An 18,524-nucleotide genomic window follows, 5' to 3' on the forward strand; every position below is an offset into this window, starting at 1 on the left:
CACGCGCCGAGCCACGACGACCGTTCCCCCGTACGGGTCGCACGGCCCGGGGAGCGGATCGAGGCGGGACTGGGTGTCTGGTACATGCTCAAGAAGCGTGAGTACTGCGATGCGGACCCGGTGGACACGAAGCCCATCTGCGTGGGCCCGCCGCCCGGATCACGATGACGGAGAAGAGGCGTACCACCGATCTCCCCATCGTGCGGCTGACCGGCCGGCTCGCCTATGTGAGCACCTACGCCGTCGGCGCGGCAAAGAACTGACCAGGATGGGGGGACACGGCAAGTGCGAGTGATGTGGATCACTAAACATCTGTGTGCTGCATGGAACTGCGACCCGGGGGATCTCTGTCTGACAAGGAGGCGGACCCTACAGGGGTCGGGAGCGAGAGAGCGGGTCGGGTCGTGGGACGGCGCAGGGGTGGCATAGGAATCGCACTCGTCACGGTCGCGACGCTGATGGGCGTGAGTGCCTGCGGCGGCGGCAGCGGCGACCAGGCGAGCGGGGCGGACGCGAAGGCGTCGGGCAAGGCGAGCGCGAGCGCCTCGCCGTCACCGACGAAGCCCGCGGGCCCGCCGATGCTGCTGGACACGATCATGCCGCAGTCGGGAACCACGGTCGGCGTGGCCATGCCGATCTCGGTGGTCTTCACGAACCCGGTGGCGGCCAAGGCGCGCGCCACGGTCGAGAAGCACATGAAGGTCAGCGCCTCGCAGCCGGTGGAGGGCGCCTGGCACTGGATGGGCGACCGGCGCGCCGACTGGCGGCCGAAGACGTACTGGCCCGCCGGTACGACGGTGAAGATCGACGCCGACATGACCGGCGTCAGCAACGGCAACGGCCGCTACGGCGTGCACGGTTACACGCACACCTTCAAGGTCGGTGACGACGTCCGCGCGGACGTCTCCGTCACCAACCACACCATGAAGGTGACCAAGAACGGCACGCTGGTGCGCACCTTGTCCATCAACGCGGGCAGCGCCGAGTACCCGACGTGGGACGGCACGATGGCCGTCATCGACAAGCAGGAGAAGGTCCACATGACCTCCTGCAGCGTCGGCATCAGCTGCGACAAGGGCAGCGCCAACTACTACGACCTCACGCTGCCCTGGGACGTCCACCTGACGCAGTCCGGCACGTACGTCCACTACTCGACCGGCGACCCCAACCCGGGCAGCGGCAGCGCCCGAGGCTCGCACGGTTGCGTCCACCTGTCGATGTCGGACGCGAAGTGGTTCTACGGCCAGGTCAAGCAGGGCGACCCCGTCACCATCACCGGCTCCCCTCGAGGCAAGGCCCCGGCCGACAACGGCTACGCCGACTTCAACCTGGACTGGGACCAGTGGCTCACGGGCAGCGCGTCCGGGGAGCAGACGACCGCGACGCTGTAACGCCGTTCGCATGCCCCCGCGGGACGCTCTCGCGGGGGCGGCGGGTTGAGGTTCAGGCGATGCGCGCCACTCCCGCGTAGATGCCGCTGCCCTCCGGGTCGGCGGGCAGGTCGGGAGTCGTCCACTCGGTCGCGGTGACCAGGCCCGGCGGGACGAGCTCCAGACCGTCGAAGAAGCGCTCGACCTCCGGCCGGGTACGGAACGCGAGCTGGATACCGCCCTTGGCGTACTGGGCGGTGACCTGTTCGGCGAGTTCCGGAAACAGGTCGGAAGCCGCGTGCGAGAGCACCAGATAGCTGCCCGACGGCAGCGTGGCGACCAGATCGCGGACGATGTCCCCGGCCCCCTGCTCGTCGGTGATGAAGTGCATCAGCGCGATGAGCGACAGCGCGATGGGCCGGTCGAAGTCCAGGATGTGCCGCGCGTGCTCGACGATGCCGTCGGGCCGGCGTACGTCGGCCTCGATGTAGTCGGTGACCCCCTCGGGGCGGCTGACCAGCAGCGCCTCGGCGTGCCGCAGGACGATCGGATCGTTGTCGGCGTAGACGACCTTCGCCGTCGGCATGACGTCCTGCACGATCTGGTGGAGATTGGGCTCGGTCGGAATCCCGGTGCCGATGTCCAGGAACTGGTCCACGCCCTGCCCGGCGAGCCAGGCCGCCGCCCGGTGCATGAACTGCCGGTTCTGCCGCGCCGCATCCCTCGCCTCGGACGGCAGCAGCACTCCCACGGCTTCGTCGACGGGGTAGTTGTCCTTGCCGCCCAGCAGCCAGTCGTAGACCCGCGCGGGATGCGCCTTGCTGGTGTCGATGCGCACGGACGGCTGTGGGTCGGACGTCATTGCAGCTCCATCACGCGGGTGAAATGTGGGCGGGCCGAGTACTCGATCATCGTACGCGGGTGAGCTATGTGGCCTGCAGGGAACGGGAGTTGAAGCGCTCGGTCCGCGCGATCGCCAGGGGTTGCGCAATACGCATATTTCATGAGGTAAAAGTGATAGCTTCCCCTTCATGGGTATGAGCCTTGAGGACCGAGTGCGATCGGCGGTGGCGGCACTCCTGCACGCGGCCGGCGAGTCGCAGACCGAACTCGCCGCCGTCCTGGGCGTGAGCCAGGCCCAGGTGAGCCGCCGTCAGTCCGGTGCCGCCGGCTGGAGTCTGGCCGACTGCGAGGCGGTTGCCGCGCACTACGGCATCGACGTCCTCGACCTGTTCGCCGGCCCCACCCGGGCCGCGGAGGCGCTGCCCGCCGCGCGCCGCCGCGCCCTCGGCCGCCAGGCCGGCCCTCACCGTTCCGCTGCCACCGAGGGGCGTACGTCATGACGGACTTCGGCGCGATCGACGCGCTGCTCGCCGGCGCGAAGAAGGAGGTGCCGCTGCCATCGGCCGAGGAGCGGCGCACCCTGCGCGAGGAACTGAACCTCTCGCGCGCGCAGCTCGCCCAGGCCCTGGGCGTCAGCCCGTCCACGGTCGGGGGCTGGGAGTCGGGACGAGACCCCAGCGGCGAAGTGCGGGAGAAGTACGCCTACTTCCTCGAGGGCGCGAGGACCAAACTGGCCGCCGAGGCATCGGACACGGCCGACGAAGCCCTGGACGAGGAACCGGAGGACGAACCCCGCGCGGATGCCGAGCAGACAGCCGGTCAGGACGACGACGTCGACGTCCTCGCCACCCCCCAACCGTGCGTGCTGTGCGGTCAGCCCGCTCGCCACCAGGTCGCCGGATTCCCCCAGCACCTGGACCCCGCCGAGTGCGAGGTAGCGGCACCCGCGCATGAGGTTTCCTCGCCGGAGAAGCCCGCTCCACATACGTCACCTGGGCGCACGCAGCCCACCGGCCGACCGGGGCAGGAAGGACGCGGCGTCAGGGTCGTGCCCGTCGGCCGCCGGATGAAGCCCGCCGACGATCCGGACCTGATCGCCACCGCGGTCGCGGCCGCGCTCGCCGAGCACTCCGGAGACGTGGACAGGGCGACCACCGCGCTGGTGAAGCGGGCGATCCCGGACGCGATGGTGCTGCTGGACCACACCCGCAAGGGCGGCCGCTACGACGTGGTCGCCCACCCGTGGCTGCCCGACGTCCTGCGCAAGCAGTCCGCCCGCGGCGCCGACCAGATCTGGGAGGCCCGCCCCAAGTGGGCGCGGCCCGAACTGCCGCCCGGCGAACACGAGATCACCGCGCTCGACGTCAACGGCGCGTATCTCAGCGCGCTGAAGACCCATCTGCCGCTCGGCCAGCTCGAGCACTCCACCGGCAACCACCACAACCCGCGCCGCGCCGGCGTCCACCTGATCACCCCGCCCGACTGGGACCACGACGCCTACCTGCCCAACCCGATCGGCAGCCGGGACGAGCCGGGCCCGCTGTGGGTGACCGAGTCGACCCTGCGCCTCCTGCTGCGCGTCTCCGGCCCGAAGCACGGCCTGTGCGACCCGCCGGAGATCCACGAGTCCTGGACCTCCGGCGCCACCGAGGGCCTGCTGGAGAAGTTCCGCGTCGCTCTCAAGGACGCCCGGGACCGGGCGATCGCCGAGGACGACGAGGTGACGCTGGAGTACGTCAAGGCGATGTACTCGAAGTTCGTCTCCACGCTCGGCGAGTCGAACTACAACCGCGAGCTGTACCGAACCGACTGGATGCACCTCATCCGCAGCCAGGCCTTCGCCAACCTCTGGTGGAAGGCCCATCGCGCGTACGACGAGGGCCTGACGGTCGTCCGCGCGATGGGCACCGACGAACTCCATGTCATCGGCGACTGGCGCAAGGTGTTCCCCGAGGGCCGCGGCGTCACCGAGGTGAAGGTCAAGGACGTCTACCACGTCGGCCCGTAGCCCGGCAGTCTCTTGACGGCGTTTCGGGTCGGCCCTCAAGATCGCGCCCAAGGAGTGGTCGTTTATAGCGCCGTGCTCGCGGTGCTGAACCTGGGAGCGAGGTCCCGATGGCCAGAGACACGGGTACGAGGCCGGATGCCGACGGTCGCGTCACGGGCGCGGCCGGGCTGCTGCCCCGGACCGGCCTTGCGGCCCTGCTGGCCGCTGCCGATCTGCCGGGAGAGATGGAGCTGCCCTCGGGCGCAGTGGTTCCGGTCGGCGCGGGCGAGCCTCGGTATCGGGTGGTGTTCCGCTCGGAGAGCGCGCTGCGCACACCCCTGACGGAGATGGCTATCGGCCGGGCCTTCGTGGCGGGCGACATCGATGTCGAAGGAGACCTGGGCGCGGTGTTCGACGTCCGCGCGGGGCTGCGGGAACAGGTGCCGATGCGTCAGCGGCTGCGGTTCCTGTACGACTTCGTGCGCTCGCCCCTCAAGATGAACAAGCAGGCCGTCTCGGCGCACTACAGCCGTGGCGACGACTTCTACCTCACGTTCATCGACAGGCGGTACCGCTTCTACTCGCAGGGCCTCTTCCAGCACCCAGGCGAGACGATCGAGGAAGCGTCCGAGCACAAGCTGGAGACCATGTTCGCCGCACTGGACCTGAAGCCGGGGGACAGGCTGCTCGACATCGGCGGAGGCTGGGGTGGTGTCACCCAGTACTGCGGCGAACGCGGCGTGCACGTCACCACGCTGACGCTCGCGGACGACTCCGCGCACCACATACGGGGACTGATCGCCGACAAGGACCTGCCCGGCGAGGTCCTGCTGGAGGACTTCCTCACCCATCGCCCGGCTGAGCCGTACGACCACGCCGTCATCTACGGCGTGATCGAACACCTCCCGGACTACCGCAGATTCGCCGCCAGGGCCTGGGACGTGATCAAGCCCGGCGGGCGGCTGTATCTCGACGGCTCCGCGTCCATCCAGAAGTTCTCGGTGAGTTCGTTCACCCGCGACTACATCTGGGGCGGCCGGCACACCTACATGACGCTCCAGGACGTCATGGGGGAGATGCTCTACCACGGCTTCGAGGTCCTGGACGTGACCCGGGAGACCCGCGACTACGAGCTGACGATGCTGGAATGGGCGAAGCGCCTCGACGCAGCCCGGGACGACATCGTCGCGCGATGGGGCGAGGAGACGTACCGGGCCTTCCGGCTCTTCCTCTGGGGCGGCACCCACGCCTTCAAGGTCAACGCGCTGCAGGCCTACCACCTCGTCGCCGAACGCACCGCCGACCCCGGCCCCCGGCCGTCCCGCCTGCGCAGACTCGTGGAGTTCCTGGCAGGCCTGCGCTGACAGGTCCCCTGGGCGCCACCTCAGGAATTGCTAACATTGGCAATTCCTGAGGTCGAGGAGGCGACGCACATTGAGTACGCCGCTGTACCAACTGAAGGCCGAGTTCTTCAAGACGCTCGGTCACCCGGCCCGTATCCGCGTCCTGGAGCTGCTGAGCGAGCGCGAGCACGCGGTCTCCGAGATGCTGCCCGAGGTCGGGATCGAACCCGCCCATCTCTCCCAGCAGCTCGCGGTCCTGCGGCGGGCGAACCTGGTGGTGACCCGCAAGGAGGGCTCGACCGTCTACTACTCGCTGACCAGCCCCTACGTCGCCGAACTGCTGCGCGTCGCCCGCACCATCCTCTCGGGCGTCCTGGCGGGCCAGGCCGAACTCCTCGCCGACCTTCAGGCCACGCAACAAGAGGTGACGGCGCCGTCAGCCGGCGTATGACGGTCAATTCGTCGGTGTCCGCAGTCCGCCGAGCAGGGCGAGGAGAGCCTGTTCGGCCTCGGCCCGCGCGGCGCGGGGGTCGGGTGCCTGGGCGATGAGCAGCGCGGCCTCGATCGCCGCGCTGAGCACGAGGTGGCCGACGACGTCTGCGGGCTGTCGTACGAGAATGCCCTCGGCCATGGCCTGGTCGAGCCCGGCGATGACCAGGCCCAGCCCGTGCCGGGCCTCGATCGCGCGCCACTCGGCCCAGCCGAGGACAGCGGGGGCGTCGGTCAGCGCGATGCGGATCACCTCGGGGTCCTCGCAGGCGTCCAGGAACGCGGACAGACCCTCGGTGGCGGCGCTCCAGGACCCGTCGGCGTCGGCGAGCGCGGCGGCGACGCGGTCGGTGATGTCGCGCTCCTGCTCCTCGAACACCGCGCGGAACAACTCACGTTTGTCGCCGAACTGGTGGCGCAGCGCACCACGGGTCAGACCCGCCTCGGCGACGATCTCCTCGGCCGGTACGGCGGCGAACCCGCGCTGCGCGAACAGCCGCCGGGCCGTGGTGATCAGCGCCTGACGGGTGGCCCGGGTGCGGTCCCGCTGGCGTCGCCGCTCGGTCATCGGTGCTCGGGGGCGGGGGTCTGGGCGAAGGCGGCGATGAGGTCGGCGAGGACGGCGGGCTGGTCCTCGGGCAGGAACGTGCGGGAGTCCGCGACGGGGGCGAGCCGGGCGTGGGGGAGCAGGGCGTTGAGCCGGTAGGCCAGTGAGAGCGGGAAGAGCCGGTCGTCCTCGGCCCAGGCCAGCAGGACCGGCCGGTCGAAGGCGGGGAACGACTCGGCCGCGGCCAGGGTGTGCCGGCGGTGCACGCCCGTGAGGAAGCGGCGCAGGTCGCGGCGCACACCAGCATGCCTGCGCGCGGGCCGCAGATAGGAGTCCATGACCTCGGCGGGGATCGGCACCCTGGACAGCAGACCGAACGTGAACGGCAGCCGGTGCAGCACCCGTGGCCGCAGGAACTGGGCGATCAGCCACCCCGATCCCGGCAGCCGGGCCAGCACGGGCAGGTAGGCGAACTGGGGTGGGAAGAACCGCTCCAGACTGTCGCAGCCGGCGAGCACCACGCGGCCGATCCGCTCGGGATGACGGGCCATCATGATCTGGACCAGCGCCCCGCCGGTGTCGTTGGCAACCACCGTGACGTCGGTCAGGTCGAGGGCGGCGAGGAAGTCGGCGACGAGCGCGGCGAGAGCGGGCGGGCTCAGGTCCGCCTCCGGGTTCATGGGGTGCTCGTGGGAGCCCAGCGGCCAGTCCGGGGCCAGGCAGCGGAACCCGGCGCCCGCGACGGCCGGCACCACGTGCCGCCACAGGTCGGCGTTGACCAGCAGCCCGTGCACGAACAGCACGGGCGGTCCGTCGCCGCGTTCCCGGTAGGCGATCACCCCCTGCGGCAACTGCACCGTGCGGACGACTCCCAGGTCTTCGCTGTGCGCCATGTCGACCTCCCCTTGAGGACCGGTTAGGGGGCTGGATTCAGGGGCTGAGTTCCAGAAAACATCCATCCCGGATGTACGTAAAGAGGGATGGGCGCGGATTTCCAGCGGTGGTCGGCGCGGAGGTCCCGTCCGCCCCGCGGGCCCCTGTGGAGGCGCTGCGCGGTGTCTGTACGCAGTCAAGGTCTTGGGATACCGTCTCCCTGCCCCAGCGTATTGAATCGTTTCAAATCGCCTTCGAGGGACGAGGTGCCATGACTTCCAGCAGCACGACGCCAAGCACCGGCCAACCCGGCCCCGGCCGCCGCACGGTCCTCGCGGCCGGAGTCGGAGCGGGAGCCGCCGCCCTGACCGCAGGCACCTTGGCAGCCACGCCGGCCGTAGCAACCACGGGTGCGGACGCGACGGCAAACGGCGGCGCGCCACGCCTCGGCACGGGCTGGCAGCGCTACGTGCAGGGACCCGCGTCCCGCACGGTGCGACCCCAGCGCGTCCTCGCCTCGGCCGGCGACGTCAGCAACCCCGACGCCCTGCTGAAACCCGGCGGTGCCAGAACCGTCCTGCGCCGCCCGCAGCCGACCCCCGCGCCCCGCTGGCCGCAGGGCACCACCGCCCAGGCCTCCTCGACGCACGCAGGCAACAACGGCAACGACGGGCAGCCGCGCACCTACGACGCCGCCAACGCCGTCGACGGCGATCCGGACACCTTCTGGAACGACGACACGCTAGGCGCCTTCCCCGACACCCTGACCATCACCCTGCCCGAGGCGCAGGAGCTCTCCGGGATCACGGTGATCTCCAACAGCGACGGCGTACCGACCGACTTCACGGTCGACGTCTGGTCGAACGGCGGCTGGCAGACCGCCGCGACGGTCTCCGACAACGATGTCATCCAGCGCGCGGTCCCCTTCGCCGCACCCGTGTCGACGAACCAGGTCCGCATCACCGTGACCGCGGTCCAGGACACCCCGCGCGGCGCCTTCACCCGGATCAACGAGGTGTGGCCCGAGCCGGTCGAACCGGTCGTGGCTCCCAGCGTCACGATCGACTTCGGCAAGGTCGTCGTGGGATACCCGCGCATCCGCTTCACCTCCGCCTCGGACAACTCACCGGGCGTACGCCTGGCCTTCTCCGAGACCCGCCAGTTCCTCACCGACCGCTCCGACTTCACCCGCTCCGACCAGGCCGGCGGCGCCGGCCAGGGCTGCGACCAGTTCGCCGTCCCGGCCCAGGGCGCCGACTGGAGCGACCGCAAGGGCTTCCAGAGCGGCGACAAGGTCTTCGCCGACGGCCTGCACGGCTTCCGCTATCTGCGCATCACCCTTGACGCCCTGGCCTCCGACGCACCCGCCGCCCAGCCCTGGGGGACGGTCGAAATCGACGCCGTCAGCCTGGACTTCACCGCCTACCTGGGCACGCCCGCCACCTACCGCGGCTGGTTCCTGTGCTCGGACGACGACCTCAACCGCTACTGGTACGGAGCCGCCTACACCAACGAACTGGTCACCGACACCTTCCGCCAGGACGACGTCGACCCGCGCAATGCCTGGAGCGCATCGCTGGAGGGCAAGCTCGTCCTGCACGACGGAGCGAAACGCGACCGCGATCCCTACGTCGGCGATCTGGCCGTCTCGGCACCCACCCTGTACCTCACCCACGACGACGCCGCGGCCGCCGCCCGCAACGTCCTGGCCGACCTCGCCGAACACCAGCGCACCGACGGCTGGATCCCACCGGCGTCGATCGCCTCGTACACCCTCGCCCTGTTCGACTATCCGCTGTGGTGGGTCACCTGTAGCTGGGACTACGTGCTCTACACCGGCGACCGCACCTACGCCGCCCGCTACTATCCCCAGTTGCTGAAGGTCCTCGACGTCTGGTACCCGAGCGTCACCGACGACGCGGGCCTGCTGAGCAAGGGCCTCAACAACACCGGTGGGTACGGCGACTACGCCTTCCTGCCGCGCACCGGACGCATCACCTACTACAACGTCCTGTACGTCCAGGCCCTCAAGGACGCCGCCCGGCTGGCCCGCCTGCTGGGACACGAGGCCGACGCCGACCGCTGGACGGCACGGGCCGCCACCGTGAAGGACGCCGTCAACGCACACCTGTGGGATGACGCCGCCGGCGCCTACCTCGACTCCGGCACCGGCCCGGCCCGCCACGCCCAGGACGGCAACGCCCTCGCCGTCACCGCGGGCATCGCCGACGCCGACCGCGCGGCATCGGCCCTGGCCCACCTCGACGCCACGACCCGCCGCCCGTACGGCAACGCGTTCATGGACAACGACACGCTCTTCGACGGTGCCTCGCAGCGCGTGTACGCCTTCACCTCGTACCCGGAGATCGTGGCCCGTTTCGAGGCCGGGCGCGCCGACTCGGCGCTGGACCAGATCCGGCGCACCTACGGCTGGATGGACACCCACGACCCCGGCATCACGAACTGGGAGGGGATCGGCCCGAACGGATCCCTGTACGAGGACGCCTATACGAGCATGGCGCACGGCTGGTCCACGGGCGTCCTGCCCGCACTCACGCACCACCTGCTGGGTGCCCGCCCGACCTCGCCCGGCTACGCCACCTGGGAGGTACGCCCGCAGCCCGGCGACGTGTCCTGGGCGCAGGGCCAACTCCCCACCCCGCACGGCCCGTTGTGTGTCGCCTGGGAGAACTCCGAGCGGACCTTCCACCTCACCGTCGTCGTCCCCCACGGCACACGGGGGACGATCGCCGTGCCGGGGGACGGCCGCCACCTGACCGTGCGGGCCGGGAGCCGCCAGGTGTGGGACGGACGCCGTGGCAGGGACGAGACCGTCGGGATCGTCGACGGCCGCGTGACGATCTCCGAACTGTCCCCGGGTACGCACGACTTCACGGCCCGTCAGACCGGTTGACGCTCGGCCGTCGTGAACGCCTGCGGGGGAAGAGCAAAGCCCTTCCGCCGCAGGCCAGTTATGGATGCACGGCTAGCCGCACGTGAGCGTCGGCGTCCCCCAGTCGCCGTGATCGTTGCCGTTGCCGTCCCCGGCGTCACCGACCTTCAGGTCGACGACCTGGGCGCCGCTGACGTCGACGTCGATCGGCACGGCGGCCTGCTTTCCGCGGATCGTCGGGGTGGTCACCAGGGTCTTGCCGTCGGCGATCACGGAGAACGTGACCGTTCCCGCGCCGCCGGTCTCGTCGTCGACACCGACGTCCGCCGTCAACCGCGTGCAGCTTCCGGCGAGGTAGAGCTCGACGTCGCTGACCGAGTTGGTGCCCAGGCCCTTGGCGTAGCCGACACCGGCGATCGTGATGGGGCGACCGTCGCCGGCCGCCTGTTCGCCGACGCTGGTGTCGCGTTCCACCGGGCCCCACCCGTTGGTGGAGGACAGGAACGGCAGGTCGCTCACCGCGCTCTTCCCGCTCGGCGGGGCCGGTGGGATGCCGCCGACGATCCGCTCGTCGGAGCCGGTGGCCTGCCGTCCGCTCTGCCGGTAGTCGACCGTGGCGGTGAGTGCCGAGGCGGAGGGCAGCGTCCCGGCCGGTGGCTGGACCTTCCAGCTGAAGGTGGCCGACTGCCCCGGCCGCAGCCGGTCGACGGAGGTGGGGCTCGTGGCGCTCACGCTCCAGCCGTCGGGCGCCGAGAGGGCGGCCTTGAGCTGGGAGGCTGCCGGCCGGTCCTCGGGCACCTGCACCGTCGCCCGTGCCGTGAAGGCCTGTTCGGGCTGGGCGGTGTCCGGCACGTCCAGGGTGACCTCCGCTCCCGGGCGCTTCGGCATCGCGTACGTGCGGGCGTCGTAGCGCGGACTGTCGTTCTGTGCGACGCGCAGGGAGGAGGCGTAGCTGCCGTAGTCGGTGAACGAGACCTTGCCGAGGCCGCCGGTGCTGCCGTCCAGGTTCCACACGGCGATGGCGATGCTGTTGTGGCCGTTCGGATCGAGGACGCCGTTGGGGACGGGGAACGTGTGCTGCGGGCCGAGGTAGTTGACGTAGTTGCCGACCTGCCAGCCGTTGACGAAGATCGTGGCCCGGTACTTGCGTGACGGGTCGTCGGTGAAGGTCAGACCGAGCGAGGTGTCCTGGCCGCGCGGCAGGTCCAGCTCGGCGTCGGTGCGGTACCAGGAGAAACCGGGGCGGGAGTCGGTCGCCGGCAGGGACACCTTCTTCCAGGTGTCGTCCGGGTAGCCCGGCAGAGACCAGCCGGCCCGCTCGCCGTACAGGCCGCCCGTCGAGAGCGGGCCGCGCACGGTGTCCAGGAGGTCCTCGCCGCCTCGCACGCCCTGCACCCGCCAGGTGACGGAGGTCAGCGGGGCCCCGACGAGGGAGGCACTGGTCAGACCGCGTGCGGCCTTGTTGCCGTTGGTGGAGTTGTAGTCCTCCTCATGCCCCATGTTCACGGTGAGCACGGACAGGACGTTGTCGCCCTTCGACTTCACCGCGCCGTCCGGGAAGGTGAAGTCGGCGCTGCCCGTGGTGGAGCTGCCCAGGAAGGTGCCGTTGAGCCAGGCGGAGAACGCCTGCGCGCCGCCGCCGGAGTCCGAGACCAGGTGGACGCCGGTCTCCTTGCCGGTGGCGCGGAAGCGGCCGCGGTACCAGGTGTTGCCGGTGTGGAAGCCGTAGTCGTCCGCGTAGAGGACCGGGAGTTTGTTGATGCCGGAGACGCTGTTGGTGGTGGTCTTGTCGGCCACCTGCCAGCTGGTGTCGTCGAAGCCGGGGGCCGCCTCGGGGGACTCCTCGGCGTGCTTCCAGTTCGTCAGCGCCGGAAGATGCACCGCGGCGGCCACCGGGATGTTTCCGGTGAGGCTTCCCGTGTCGGTGGTCTGCGTCTTCACCGCCCGTCCGTTCCAGGTGACGTGGCGGGCGGAGGTGAACATCTCGATGTTCTTGTCGTCGGCGTTGTCGCCGGTGAGCGCCACGGTGCCGCCGTCGTCCCGACTGGTCGCCGTCCGCAGCAGGTGGGTGCCGCGCACGAGTACCGGACCGCTCGCCGTGTCCTGGCGCCAGAAGGTCTCCGCCGTCGCCCTGTCCCCGACGAGCAGGAGCAGCGGGCGCTTTCCGCCGCCGGTGACGCTGACGCGGATCAGGCCCTTGTGCGTGTAGTTGAGGCGCAGGTCGCCGGTCGCCGCGTCCCAGGTGGTCGTGACGGCGCCGCCGCTGGTGGTCACGGTGGGCTCGGAGGAGTACCGCAGGACGGTCTCGCCGTCGCTGCCCGCATCGCCGTACAGGACGGCGACGTCGCGGTCGGCGATGGTCGCGTCGGTCATGATCTCCGACGTCGAGTACTGCAACTGCGAGTCCCCGAGCGGATAGTTGGCCACGATCACGTGCGAGTCGCGCCCGTCGAGCGTGATCGCGGTGCCGGGCTCTTGCGGCACGACCGGGTAGGTCGGCTCCTCGGCCGCGGTACCCGTCGGCACGTCGATCGCGTCGATGGCCACGTAGTTGTCCGTGGACCCCGAGCCGTGGCTCCCCGTGACGACGATCTTCAGCGTGTGGGATCCGGCAGCCAGGCCGGTCCTCTGGAAGAGCACCGCCTGGTTCTCGGAGCCGGAGTCGTCGACCGTGGCCACCTTGTCGCCGTCCAGGTACACGTCGGCGTAACCATGGTTGTTCGTCTTCGAGCCGATCCAGCGGATCGCCGTGCCGTCGAAGGGCACGGTGAGCGAGTCGCCGGCCTTGTTGGAGAACGACTCGGTGTGCTTGTAATCCCCGCCCGTATAGCTGGTGTTGGCCACGTGCGACCACGAACCGCTGTACTGCAGCGCGGAGTCGGGATCGTCCCAGGTGTAGCTGGCGTCCGTGACGGGCTGGGCGTTGAAGTCCAGCGCGATGTGTGTCTTGTCGACCGCCGTGGACGTGGAGTTGCCGTGCCGCAGGACGTGGAACTGCGTTTTGGTGTCCGGGTTCATGCGGGCGGTGTCGACGACCGCGGAGTCGTCCGGTGGCGTGGACCGGATCGCGTCGGTCTTGGTCAGCGGGGCGACCGCCTGCGTGAAGTACCCGATCAGCTTGTCCTCGTAGTACTTCGGATCGAGCTGGCGGGTCTCTCGGATCGCCGCCCCGTAGTCGTACGACGTGTAGTTCTGGGGCATGCCCAGCCAGCCCCAGTTGGTGCCGCCGTACGTCATGTAGAAGCTCTGCGCGGTGGCACCGACGGCTATGTTCTGCTTGTAGAACACGTTGGCGAACTGGTCGTTGATCAGCTGGGCGCACTTGTCGTAGCCCGGCCCGCCCCACGGGTCGAAGGCGCCGCCCTGGAACTCCGGCGAGTACAGCGGCCTTCCGGCCGGGTGGTCGTAGCTGATGTCGGGGACGCCGTTCCACTTCGTGGGGTTGGAGCAGTCGAAGCCCTGCGGGTAGGAGTCCGGGCCGTCGATGTCCAGGGCGCCGGTACCGGAGTTGAAGGTGCCGTTGTTGTTGCCGGTCAGCGGTACGGTGATGCCGTCGGCGCGGGCCTTGTCCTCCAGGTGCTTCATGTACGAGTGGCCCGCGACCGAGCCGTTGTAGTACTCGTTCTCGACCTGGTAGGCGATCACCGACCCGGTGCCGTTGGTGAGTTGGTGGCGGGCGATGATCCGGTCGATCTGCGTCAGCCACTCGTCGGCGTACTTCAGGAACTGCGGGTCGTCACTGCGGTTGTTCCCGGCCTTGGTCGTCAGCCAGCCGGGCAGGCCGCCGCTGTCGACCTCCGCGTTGATGTACGGAGCCGGGCGCGCGATGACGTAGAGCCCCGCCTCCTCGGCCATGTCGAGCAGCTTGTCGACGTCACGCACGCCGGTGAAGTCGTACACCCCCGGCTTCGGCGAGTGGTAGCCCCAGTCGAAGTACAGCGACGTGGAGTTGAAGCCTGCGGCCTTCATCTTCTGGAAGATGTCCCGCCACAGGTCCGGGCTCGGGAGCCGGAAGTAGTGGAACTCGCCGGACCACAGGTAGGTGCGCTTGCCGTCGACGAGGAACGAGTAGCCGTCGAAACTCACCGTGTGTGCCTGGGCAGTTGAGCCGGACACGGCGGCGGGTGCCTGGCCGCCGACGTCCCGCGCCGCGGCGGGCGCGGCCATTCCCCCGGCGAGGGCGATGGTCGCGGCCGTCGACAGAACCGCCTTCCACCACCGACGCCGGACGGGTCTCGCAGCCTGTGAATCGATCCGATCACTTCGCACCGCGGCCTCCCTGTCGCCTGAGCAATCAGGATCGAACAGACTCAGGCAAAGTCGAACAGTAAAGCTGCGCAAGGCTCGACACAATGGGGTGGGAGGGCGCGGTTTGAAGTGAAGTGACAGAAGACGAGAGGGCGTTCAGTCGCGGACCGGCGGAGTGTAGAAGTCGCCGACCGATGTCCACACGCCCTTCTTCACGACCACGCGCTGCACACTGCGGGTACCTAGATGGTCGCTCGCGCTGAACTTCATCACGGGGGAGACCCCGGGATCCACGGAGCCCGCCTTCTGGTACGCGGCGATGAGGGACTGGGAGGTGACGGGGCCCTTGATGGTCTTGGCGATCTCGGCGAACACCTTCGCGTTGCTCCAGCCCCACAGGGCGAGGAAGCCGGCGTCCTGACCGGGCTCGTACTTGGCCATCGCGGTCCGGAACTCCTTCACCGCGGGGTCCGGGTCCGTAGGCGCCTTCACCAGCTGTACGGCCTTGAGGCCCTCGGCCGCGTCCTTGGCCAGCGCGATCGTCGACTCGGCGGCCACGGGAGCGTACGCGTAGGTGGGCAGGGAAAGCCCCTGGAGCTTGGCCTCCTTCAGGTAGGCCGCCGCCTCGGGGGAGGTGAGGATCACGATGACGGCGTCGGGCTTGTCGGCCTTCACCTTGCTGATCACCGGCGTGTAGTCGGTGGTCTGGTACTTGACCGCCAGCCGGTCCACCTGGACCGACGGGTTCACCTTCTTCGCGACGGGCTCCACCTGCTTGGCCACGTTCACGAAGGCGGCCGGGTCGCTGTGCACGACGAGGATCTTCTTCGCGCCGTCCTGCACCGCCCAGGAGGCGACGGCCGCGGCCTGGTCCTCGTACAGGGTCTGCGTGCCGAACAGGCCGGGGCGCGGCGGCTTGTACCAGTTCTCGGCGCCGCCGACCTCGTTGAGGACCGGCACCTTGGACTGGTTGAGGACGAACGGGAAGGACGCCTCCGCCTGCGAGGTGCCGTTGGCGTTGACGATGGCGACGACCTTGTCCTGGCCGACCAGTTCACGGGCGATCTGCACGGTCTGCTGCGGGTCGGCCGCGTTGTCCTTGACCGTCCACTTGATCTTGCGGCCGTTGATGCCGCCCTGCGCGTTGACCATCTTGAAGTAGGCGTCGGCGCCCGCCTTTTCGCCCACACCGTACGTGGCGGTGGCGCCGGTGAGCGGGAGCCAGGCGCCGATGTGGATCTCCGACGAGCTGCCTCCGGCGGATCCTGCGGAGTCCTGGCCGGCGCACGCGTTGGCGGTGAGCGCCACCGCGGCCAGGACGGCCATCGATCCCGCGGCGCGGCGGTACCTTCTCATGGTTCGGAACATGGTTTACCTCGTTCGCAACGGGATTTCAGTTCACCTGGGAGGTCTGGGCGGTGGCCGCGGTGTCGGGGGCGACGGCCGGGCCGCCGTTGAAGTAGGCCGCTTCCGCCAGCGCCTCGAACGCCGGGTCGCCCGGACGCCCGTGGACCGCGACGACGCCCTCGTGCAGCACGGCCACCTCGTGGCACACGGACAGGGCCCGGCTGAGGAGCTGTTCGAGCAGGACGACCGTGAGGCCGTCGCGGGCCAGCCCGGACAGCCGGTCGTACACCTCGTCGACCAGGGCGGGGGCCAGGCCCAGCGCCGGTTCGTCGACGATCAGGACGTCCGGGCTCACGATCAGGGCCCGGGCGATGGCGAGCATCTGCTGTTCCCCGCCGGACAGGCCGCCGGCCGGTGCGGACATGCGGTCGCGCAGCCGGGACGGCAGCCACTGAACGGTCTCGTCCATCCGCGCGCGCAGCGGGGCGCCGGTGATGCCGGCCGCGTAGGCGGCGACTTCGAGGTTCTCGCGCAGCGACAGCGTCTTGAACAGGGCCCGCCCCTCCGGCGCGAGGCTGGTGCGCAGGGCCCCGGCGGTCTCGCGGTTGCCGTGGGTCGGGTCGAGGGAGCCGTGCAGGATGCCGGCCAGGGTGCTCTTGCCCGCTCCGTTGGCGCCGGCGATGCCCAGCACGACCCCCTGGCGGACGTCGAGGTCGACGTCGCGCAGGGCGACCACACCGCCGTACGTGTGACCGACACCGTGCAGCCGGACCATGCTCCGCTCGCCCTTGTGCTCGGGCGGCCGGGTCCGGCCCTCGACGCTGCCCAGGTAGGACGACCGCACCTTGGGGTCCTGCAGAACGGTATCCGGGGTGCCCTCGCCGATCGTGCGGCCGAAGTCGAACGCGAGCACCCGGTGGGCGACGGAGAACAGATCGTCGAGGACGTGGTCGATGACGACGACGGCGGTGCCGTCGGCGTGCAGCCGCCGGATGTGCCCGGCCAGCAGGGCCCGTTCGCCCGCGTCGAGGCCGCCGAACGGCTCGTCCAGAACCAGGAGTTGGGGCTCCTCGGCCATCGCACGGGCCAGGTCGAGGCGCTTCTGCAGACCGAACGGAAGCTCCGCGGGGCGGCGATCGGCGACGTCCGCCAGGCCGACCGAGTGCAGCAGCCGCGCGACCTCGGCCCGGTGCCGGGGCGTGATCCGGCGGCGGGTGCACAACACGTTCTCCGCGACGGTGAGTTCGGAGAAGACCTCCGCGTGCTGGAACGTGCGGCCGATGCCCATCCGCCGCCGCCCGGTCGCCCTGGCCCTGAGCAGAGGCCGGCCGGCGAAGTCGGCGGTCCCGCTCACCCGCCCGTTGCCGGTCAGCCCCGACAGGGCGTTCAACAGGGTTGTCTTCCCAGCCCCGTTGGGCCCGATGACGGCAAGGATCTCGTTCTGACGAAGCGTCAGGGAGGCGTCCTCCAGGGCTTTGAGGCCGCCGTACGAGACGGACACATGCTCCAGGTTCAGCAGCACAGGCCCGCCGACCGGTGCCAGGGACCTGCTCGGCTGGAAATCCGCCGGCGCTTCGGCATGCGGCGGGACGTCGGCGGGTGGCCGTCGCAACACGCGCCGCAAGAGTGCGCGCGCCGGTTTGGCGAGGAACGGTACGACCCCACCGGGCAGGAACAGCAGTACGGCGATGAGGACGATGCCCTGCACGACCGGCTGCGGCAGTCCGACCGCGGAAGAGAGCGACGGGTTCCAGGTGAGGTAGATCCCGCCGGCCACCGCGCCGACGATCGTGCCGACCCCGCCGAGCACGCAGGCCGCGATCAGCGAGATGCCGAAGTTCAGCGAGAAGGGGTCCGGGCTGACGAACCCGGTGAGCAGCCCGAGCAGTACACCCGCGAAGCACGTGCACGCCCCGCTCACCGCGAACGACAGCGAGGACTGGGCCTCCGGCGCGATCCCGATCGTACGAGCGGCCAGCGGATGCGACTTGGCGGCCACCAGCCGCATCCGCAGCCCCGAAGCCGCGGCGGGCACGGCGAGCGCGAGGACGACGGCCGCGGCGCCGACCGCGAGGTACTGCGCCTCGGTACTGCCACCCAGGACCGTGCCCAGACCCAGTCCACTGCGCAGCTGGAGGACCGGCACGCCCTGGTCGCCACCGGTGACGCTGCTCCAGCGGTTGATCAGTTCCAGGGTCACCATCGTGAAGGCGAGGGTCAGCAGGGCGATGTAGAGCACCGAGAACCGGGCGCCCGCGTATCCGAGGAAGGCACCCAGCGCCGCGCCGGTGGCGACGGCGCCGAGGATCACCACTTCCAGGGGCCAGTCGTGGCCGCTGCCGTACGCCGCGAAGTAGGCGCCGATGGCGAAGAACGCGGGGTGGCCCACCGACCAGATGCCGGACCAGCCGGCGAGCAGGCCGACCGACAGCACGACGATCGCGTACACGGCCGCGAGCCCCACCGAGTACATCTGGTACGCGGGGATGGCGCCCGAGGCCATGAACACCATGAGCACCGCGCCGGCCGCCGGGCCCAGGGCGGCCCTCGCCAGCAGGGAACGGTTGAAGACCATGGATGCGAC

General features: G+C 70.1%; 12 protein-coding genes. 6 read left to right on the forward strand and 6 right to left on the reverse strand.

Annotation, left to right across the window (positions count from 1 at the left end; all coding sequences use genetic code 11):
* Positions 1-404 precede the first annotated feature (404 nt).
* Complete coding sequence (locus ABZ848_RS38275; RefSeq protein ID WP_360839475.1) at positions 405-1,391, forward strand: L,D-transpeptidase; 987 nt, start codon at positions 405-407, stop codon at positions 1,389-1,391.
* 52 nt (positions 1,392-1,443) lie between these two features.
* Here ABZ848_RS38275 and ABZ848_RS38280 read toward each other — a convergent pair whose 3' ends face one another.
* On the reverse strand, positions 1,444-2,232 hold the full coding sequence (locus tag ABZ848_RS38280) for an SAM-dependent methyltransferase (RefSeq protein WP_360839477.1): 789 nt from the start codon (positions 2,230-2,232) through the stop codon (positions 1,444-1,446).
* A gap of 169 nt (positions 2,233-2,401) precedes the next feature.
* Between ABZ848_RS38280 and ABZ848_RS38285 the strand changes: the two genes are divergently transcribed.
* From ABZ848_RS38285 to ABZ848_RS38300, 4 genes are all read left to right on the forward strand, one after another.
* Entirely contained in the window at positions 2,402-2,713 is a 312-nt protein-coding gene (locus ABZ848_RS38285; protein ID WP_360839478.1) for a helix-turn-helix transcriptional regulator, read from the forward strand.
* Positions 2,710-4,221: a helix-turn-helix transcriptional regulator gene (locus ABZ848_RS38290; RefSeq protein WP_360839480.1), complete on the forward strand. Its 1,512-nt coding sequence runs from the start codon at positions 2,710-2,712 to the stop codon at positions 4,219-4,221. Before ABZ848_RS38285 ends, ABZ848_RS38290 begins: the two co-directional genes overlap by 4 nt.
* A gap of 107 nt (positions 4,222-4,328) precedes the next feature.
* Positions 4,329-5,564, forward strand: coding sequence for a class I SAM-dependent methyltransferase (locus tag ABZ848_RS38295; RefSeq protein ID WP_360839482.1), 1,236 nt, complete (start codon positions 4,329-4,331; stop codon positions 5,562-5,564).
* A 70-nt stretch (positions 5,565-5,634) separates the two neighbouring features.
* On the forward strand, positions 5,635-5,994 hold the full coding sequence (locus tag ABZ848_RS38300) for a metalloregulator ArsR/SmtB family transcription factor (RefSeq protein WP_360839485.1): 360 nt from the start codon (positions 5,635-5,637) through the stop codon (positions 5,992-5,994).
* 3 nt (positions 5,995-5,997) lie between these two features.
* Here ABZ848_RS38300 and ABZ848_RS38305 read toward each other — a convergent pair whose 3' ends face one another.
* Entirely contained in the window at positions 5,998-6,600 is a 603-nt protein-coding gene (locus ABZ848_RS38305; protein ID WP_360839487.1) for a helix-turn-helix domain-containing protein, read from the reverse strand.
* Positions 6,597-7,472, reverse strand: coding sequence for an alpha/beta hydrolase (locus ABZ848_RS38310; RefSeq protein ID WP_360839489.1), 876 nt, complete (start codon positions 7,470-7,472; stop codon positions 6,597-6,599). Before ABZ848_RS38310 ends, ABZ848_RS38305 begins: the two co-directional genes overlap by 4 nt.
* A gap of 251 nt (positions 7,473-7,723) precedes the next feature.
* On the opposite strand from ABZ848_RS38310, the gene ABZ848_RS38315 reads away from it, so the two are divergent.
* Positions 7,724-10,366, forward strand: a complete 2,643-nt coding sequence (locus tag ABZ848_RS38315) for an alpha-L-rhamnosidase C-terminal domain-containing protein (protein ID WP_360839491.1) — start codon at positions 7,724-7,726, stop codon at positions 10,364-10,366.
* Positions 10,367-10,438: 72 nt separating this feature from the next.
* On the opposite strand, the gene ABZ848_RS38320 is transcribed toward ABZ848_RS38315, so the two are convergent.
* The 3 genes from ABZ848_RS38320 to ABZ848_RS38330 all read right to left on the reverse strand — a co-directional run bounded on the left by ABZ848_RS38320 (position 10,439) and on the right by ABZ848_RS38330 (position 18,515).
* A complete protein-coding gene (locus ABZ848_RS38320) occupies positions 10,439-14,614 on the reverse strand; it encodes a beta-galactosidase (protein ID WP_360839493.1) in 4,176 nt (1,391 codons plus the stop codon).
* A gap of 135 nt (positions 14,615-14,749) precedes the next feature.
* The gene (locus ABZ848_RS38325) at positions 14,750-15,949 is read right to left on the reverse strand and encodes an ABC transporter substrate-binding protein (RefSeq protein ID WP_360839495.1); all 1,200 of its coding nucleotides are present in this window, start codon (positions 15,947-15,949) and stop codon (positions 14,750-14,752) included.
* A gap of 37 nt (positions 15,950-15,986) precedes the next feature.
* Positions 15,987-18,515: an ATP-binding cassette domain-containing protein gene (locus ABZ848_RS38330; protein WP_360839497.1), complete on the reverse strand. Its 2,529-nt coding sequence runs from the start codon at positions 18,513-18,515 to the stop codon at positions 15,987-15,989.
* Positions 18,516-18,524: the final 9 nt, after the last annotated feature.

The organism is Streptomyces sp. NPDC047081 (assembly GCF_040643775.1).
Taxonomy (GTDB): domain Bacteria; phylum Actinomycetota; class Actinomycetes; order Streptomycetales; family Streptomycetaceae; genus Streptomyces.

Coding starts and splice junctions, on each gene's coding strand:
- ABZ848_RS38280 (WP_360839477.1), bottom strand. CDS start 2,232: ATGACGTCCGACCCACAGCCGTCCGTGCGCATCGACACCAGCAAGGCG.
- ABZ848_RS38285 (WP_360839478.1), top strand. CDS start 2,402: ATGGGTATGAGCCTTGAGGACCGAGTGCGATCGGCGGTGGCGGCACTC.
- ABZ848_RS38290 (WP_360839480.1), top strand. CDS start 2,710: ATGACGGACTTCGGCGCGATCGACGCGCTGCTCGCCGGCGCGAAGAAG.
- ABZ848_RS38295 (WP_360839482.1), top strand. CDS start 4,329: ATGGCCAGAGACACGGGTACGAGGCCGGATGCCGACGGTCGCGTCACG.
- ABZ848_RS38305 (WP_360839487.1), bottom strand. CDS start 6,600: ATGACCGAGCGGCGACGCCAGCGGGACCGCACCCGGGCCACCCGTCAG.
- ABZ848_RS38310 (WP_360839489.1), bottom strand. CDS start 7,472: ATGGCGCACAGCGAAGACCTGGGAGTCGTCCGCACGGTGCAGTTGCCG.
- ABZ848_RS38315 (WP_360839491.1), top strand. CDS start 7,724: ATGACTTCCAGCAGCACGACGCCAAGCACCGGCCAACCCGGCCCCGGC.
- ABZ848_RS38325 (WP_360839495.1), bottom strand. CDS start 15,949: ATGAGAAGGTACCGCCGCGCCGCGGGATCGATGGCCGTCCTGGCCGCG.
- ABZ848_RS38330 (WP_360839497.1), bottom strand. CDS start 18,515: ATGGTCTTCAACCGTTCCCTGCTGGCGAGGGCCGCCCTGGGCCCGGCG.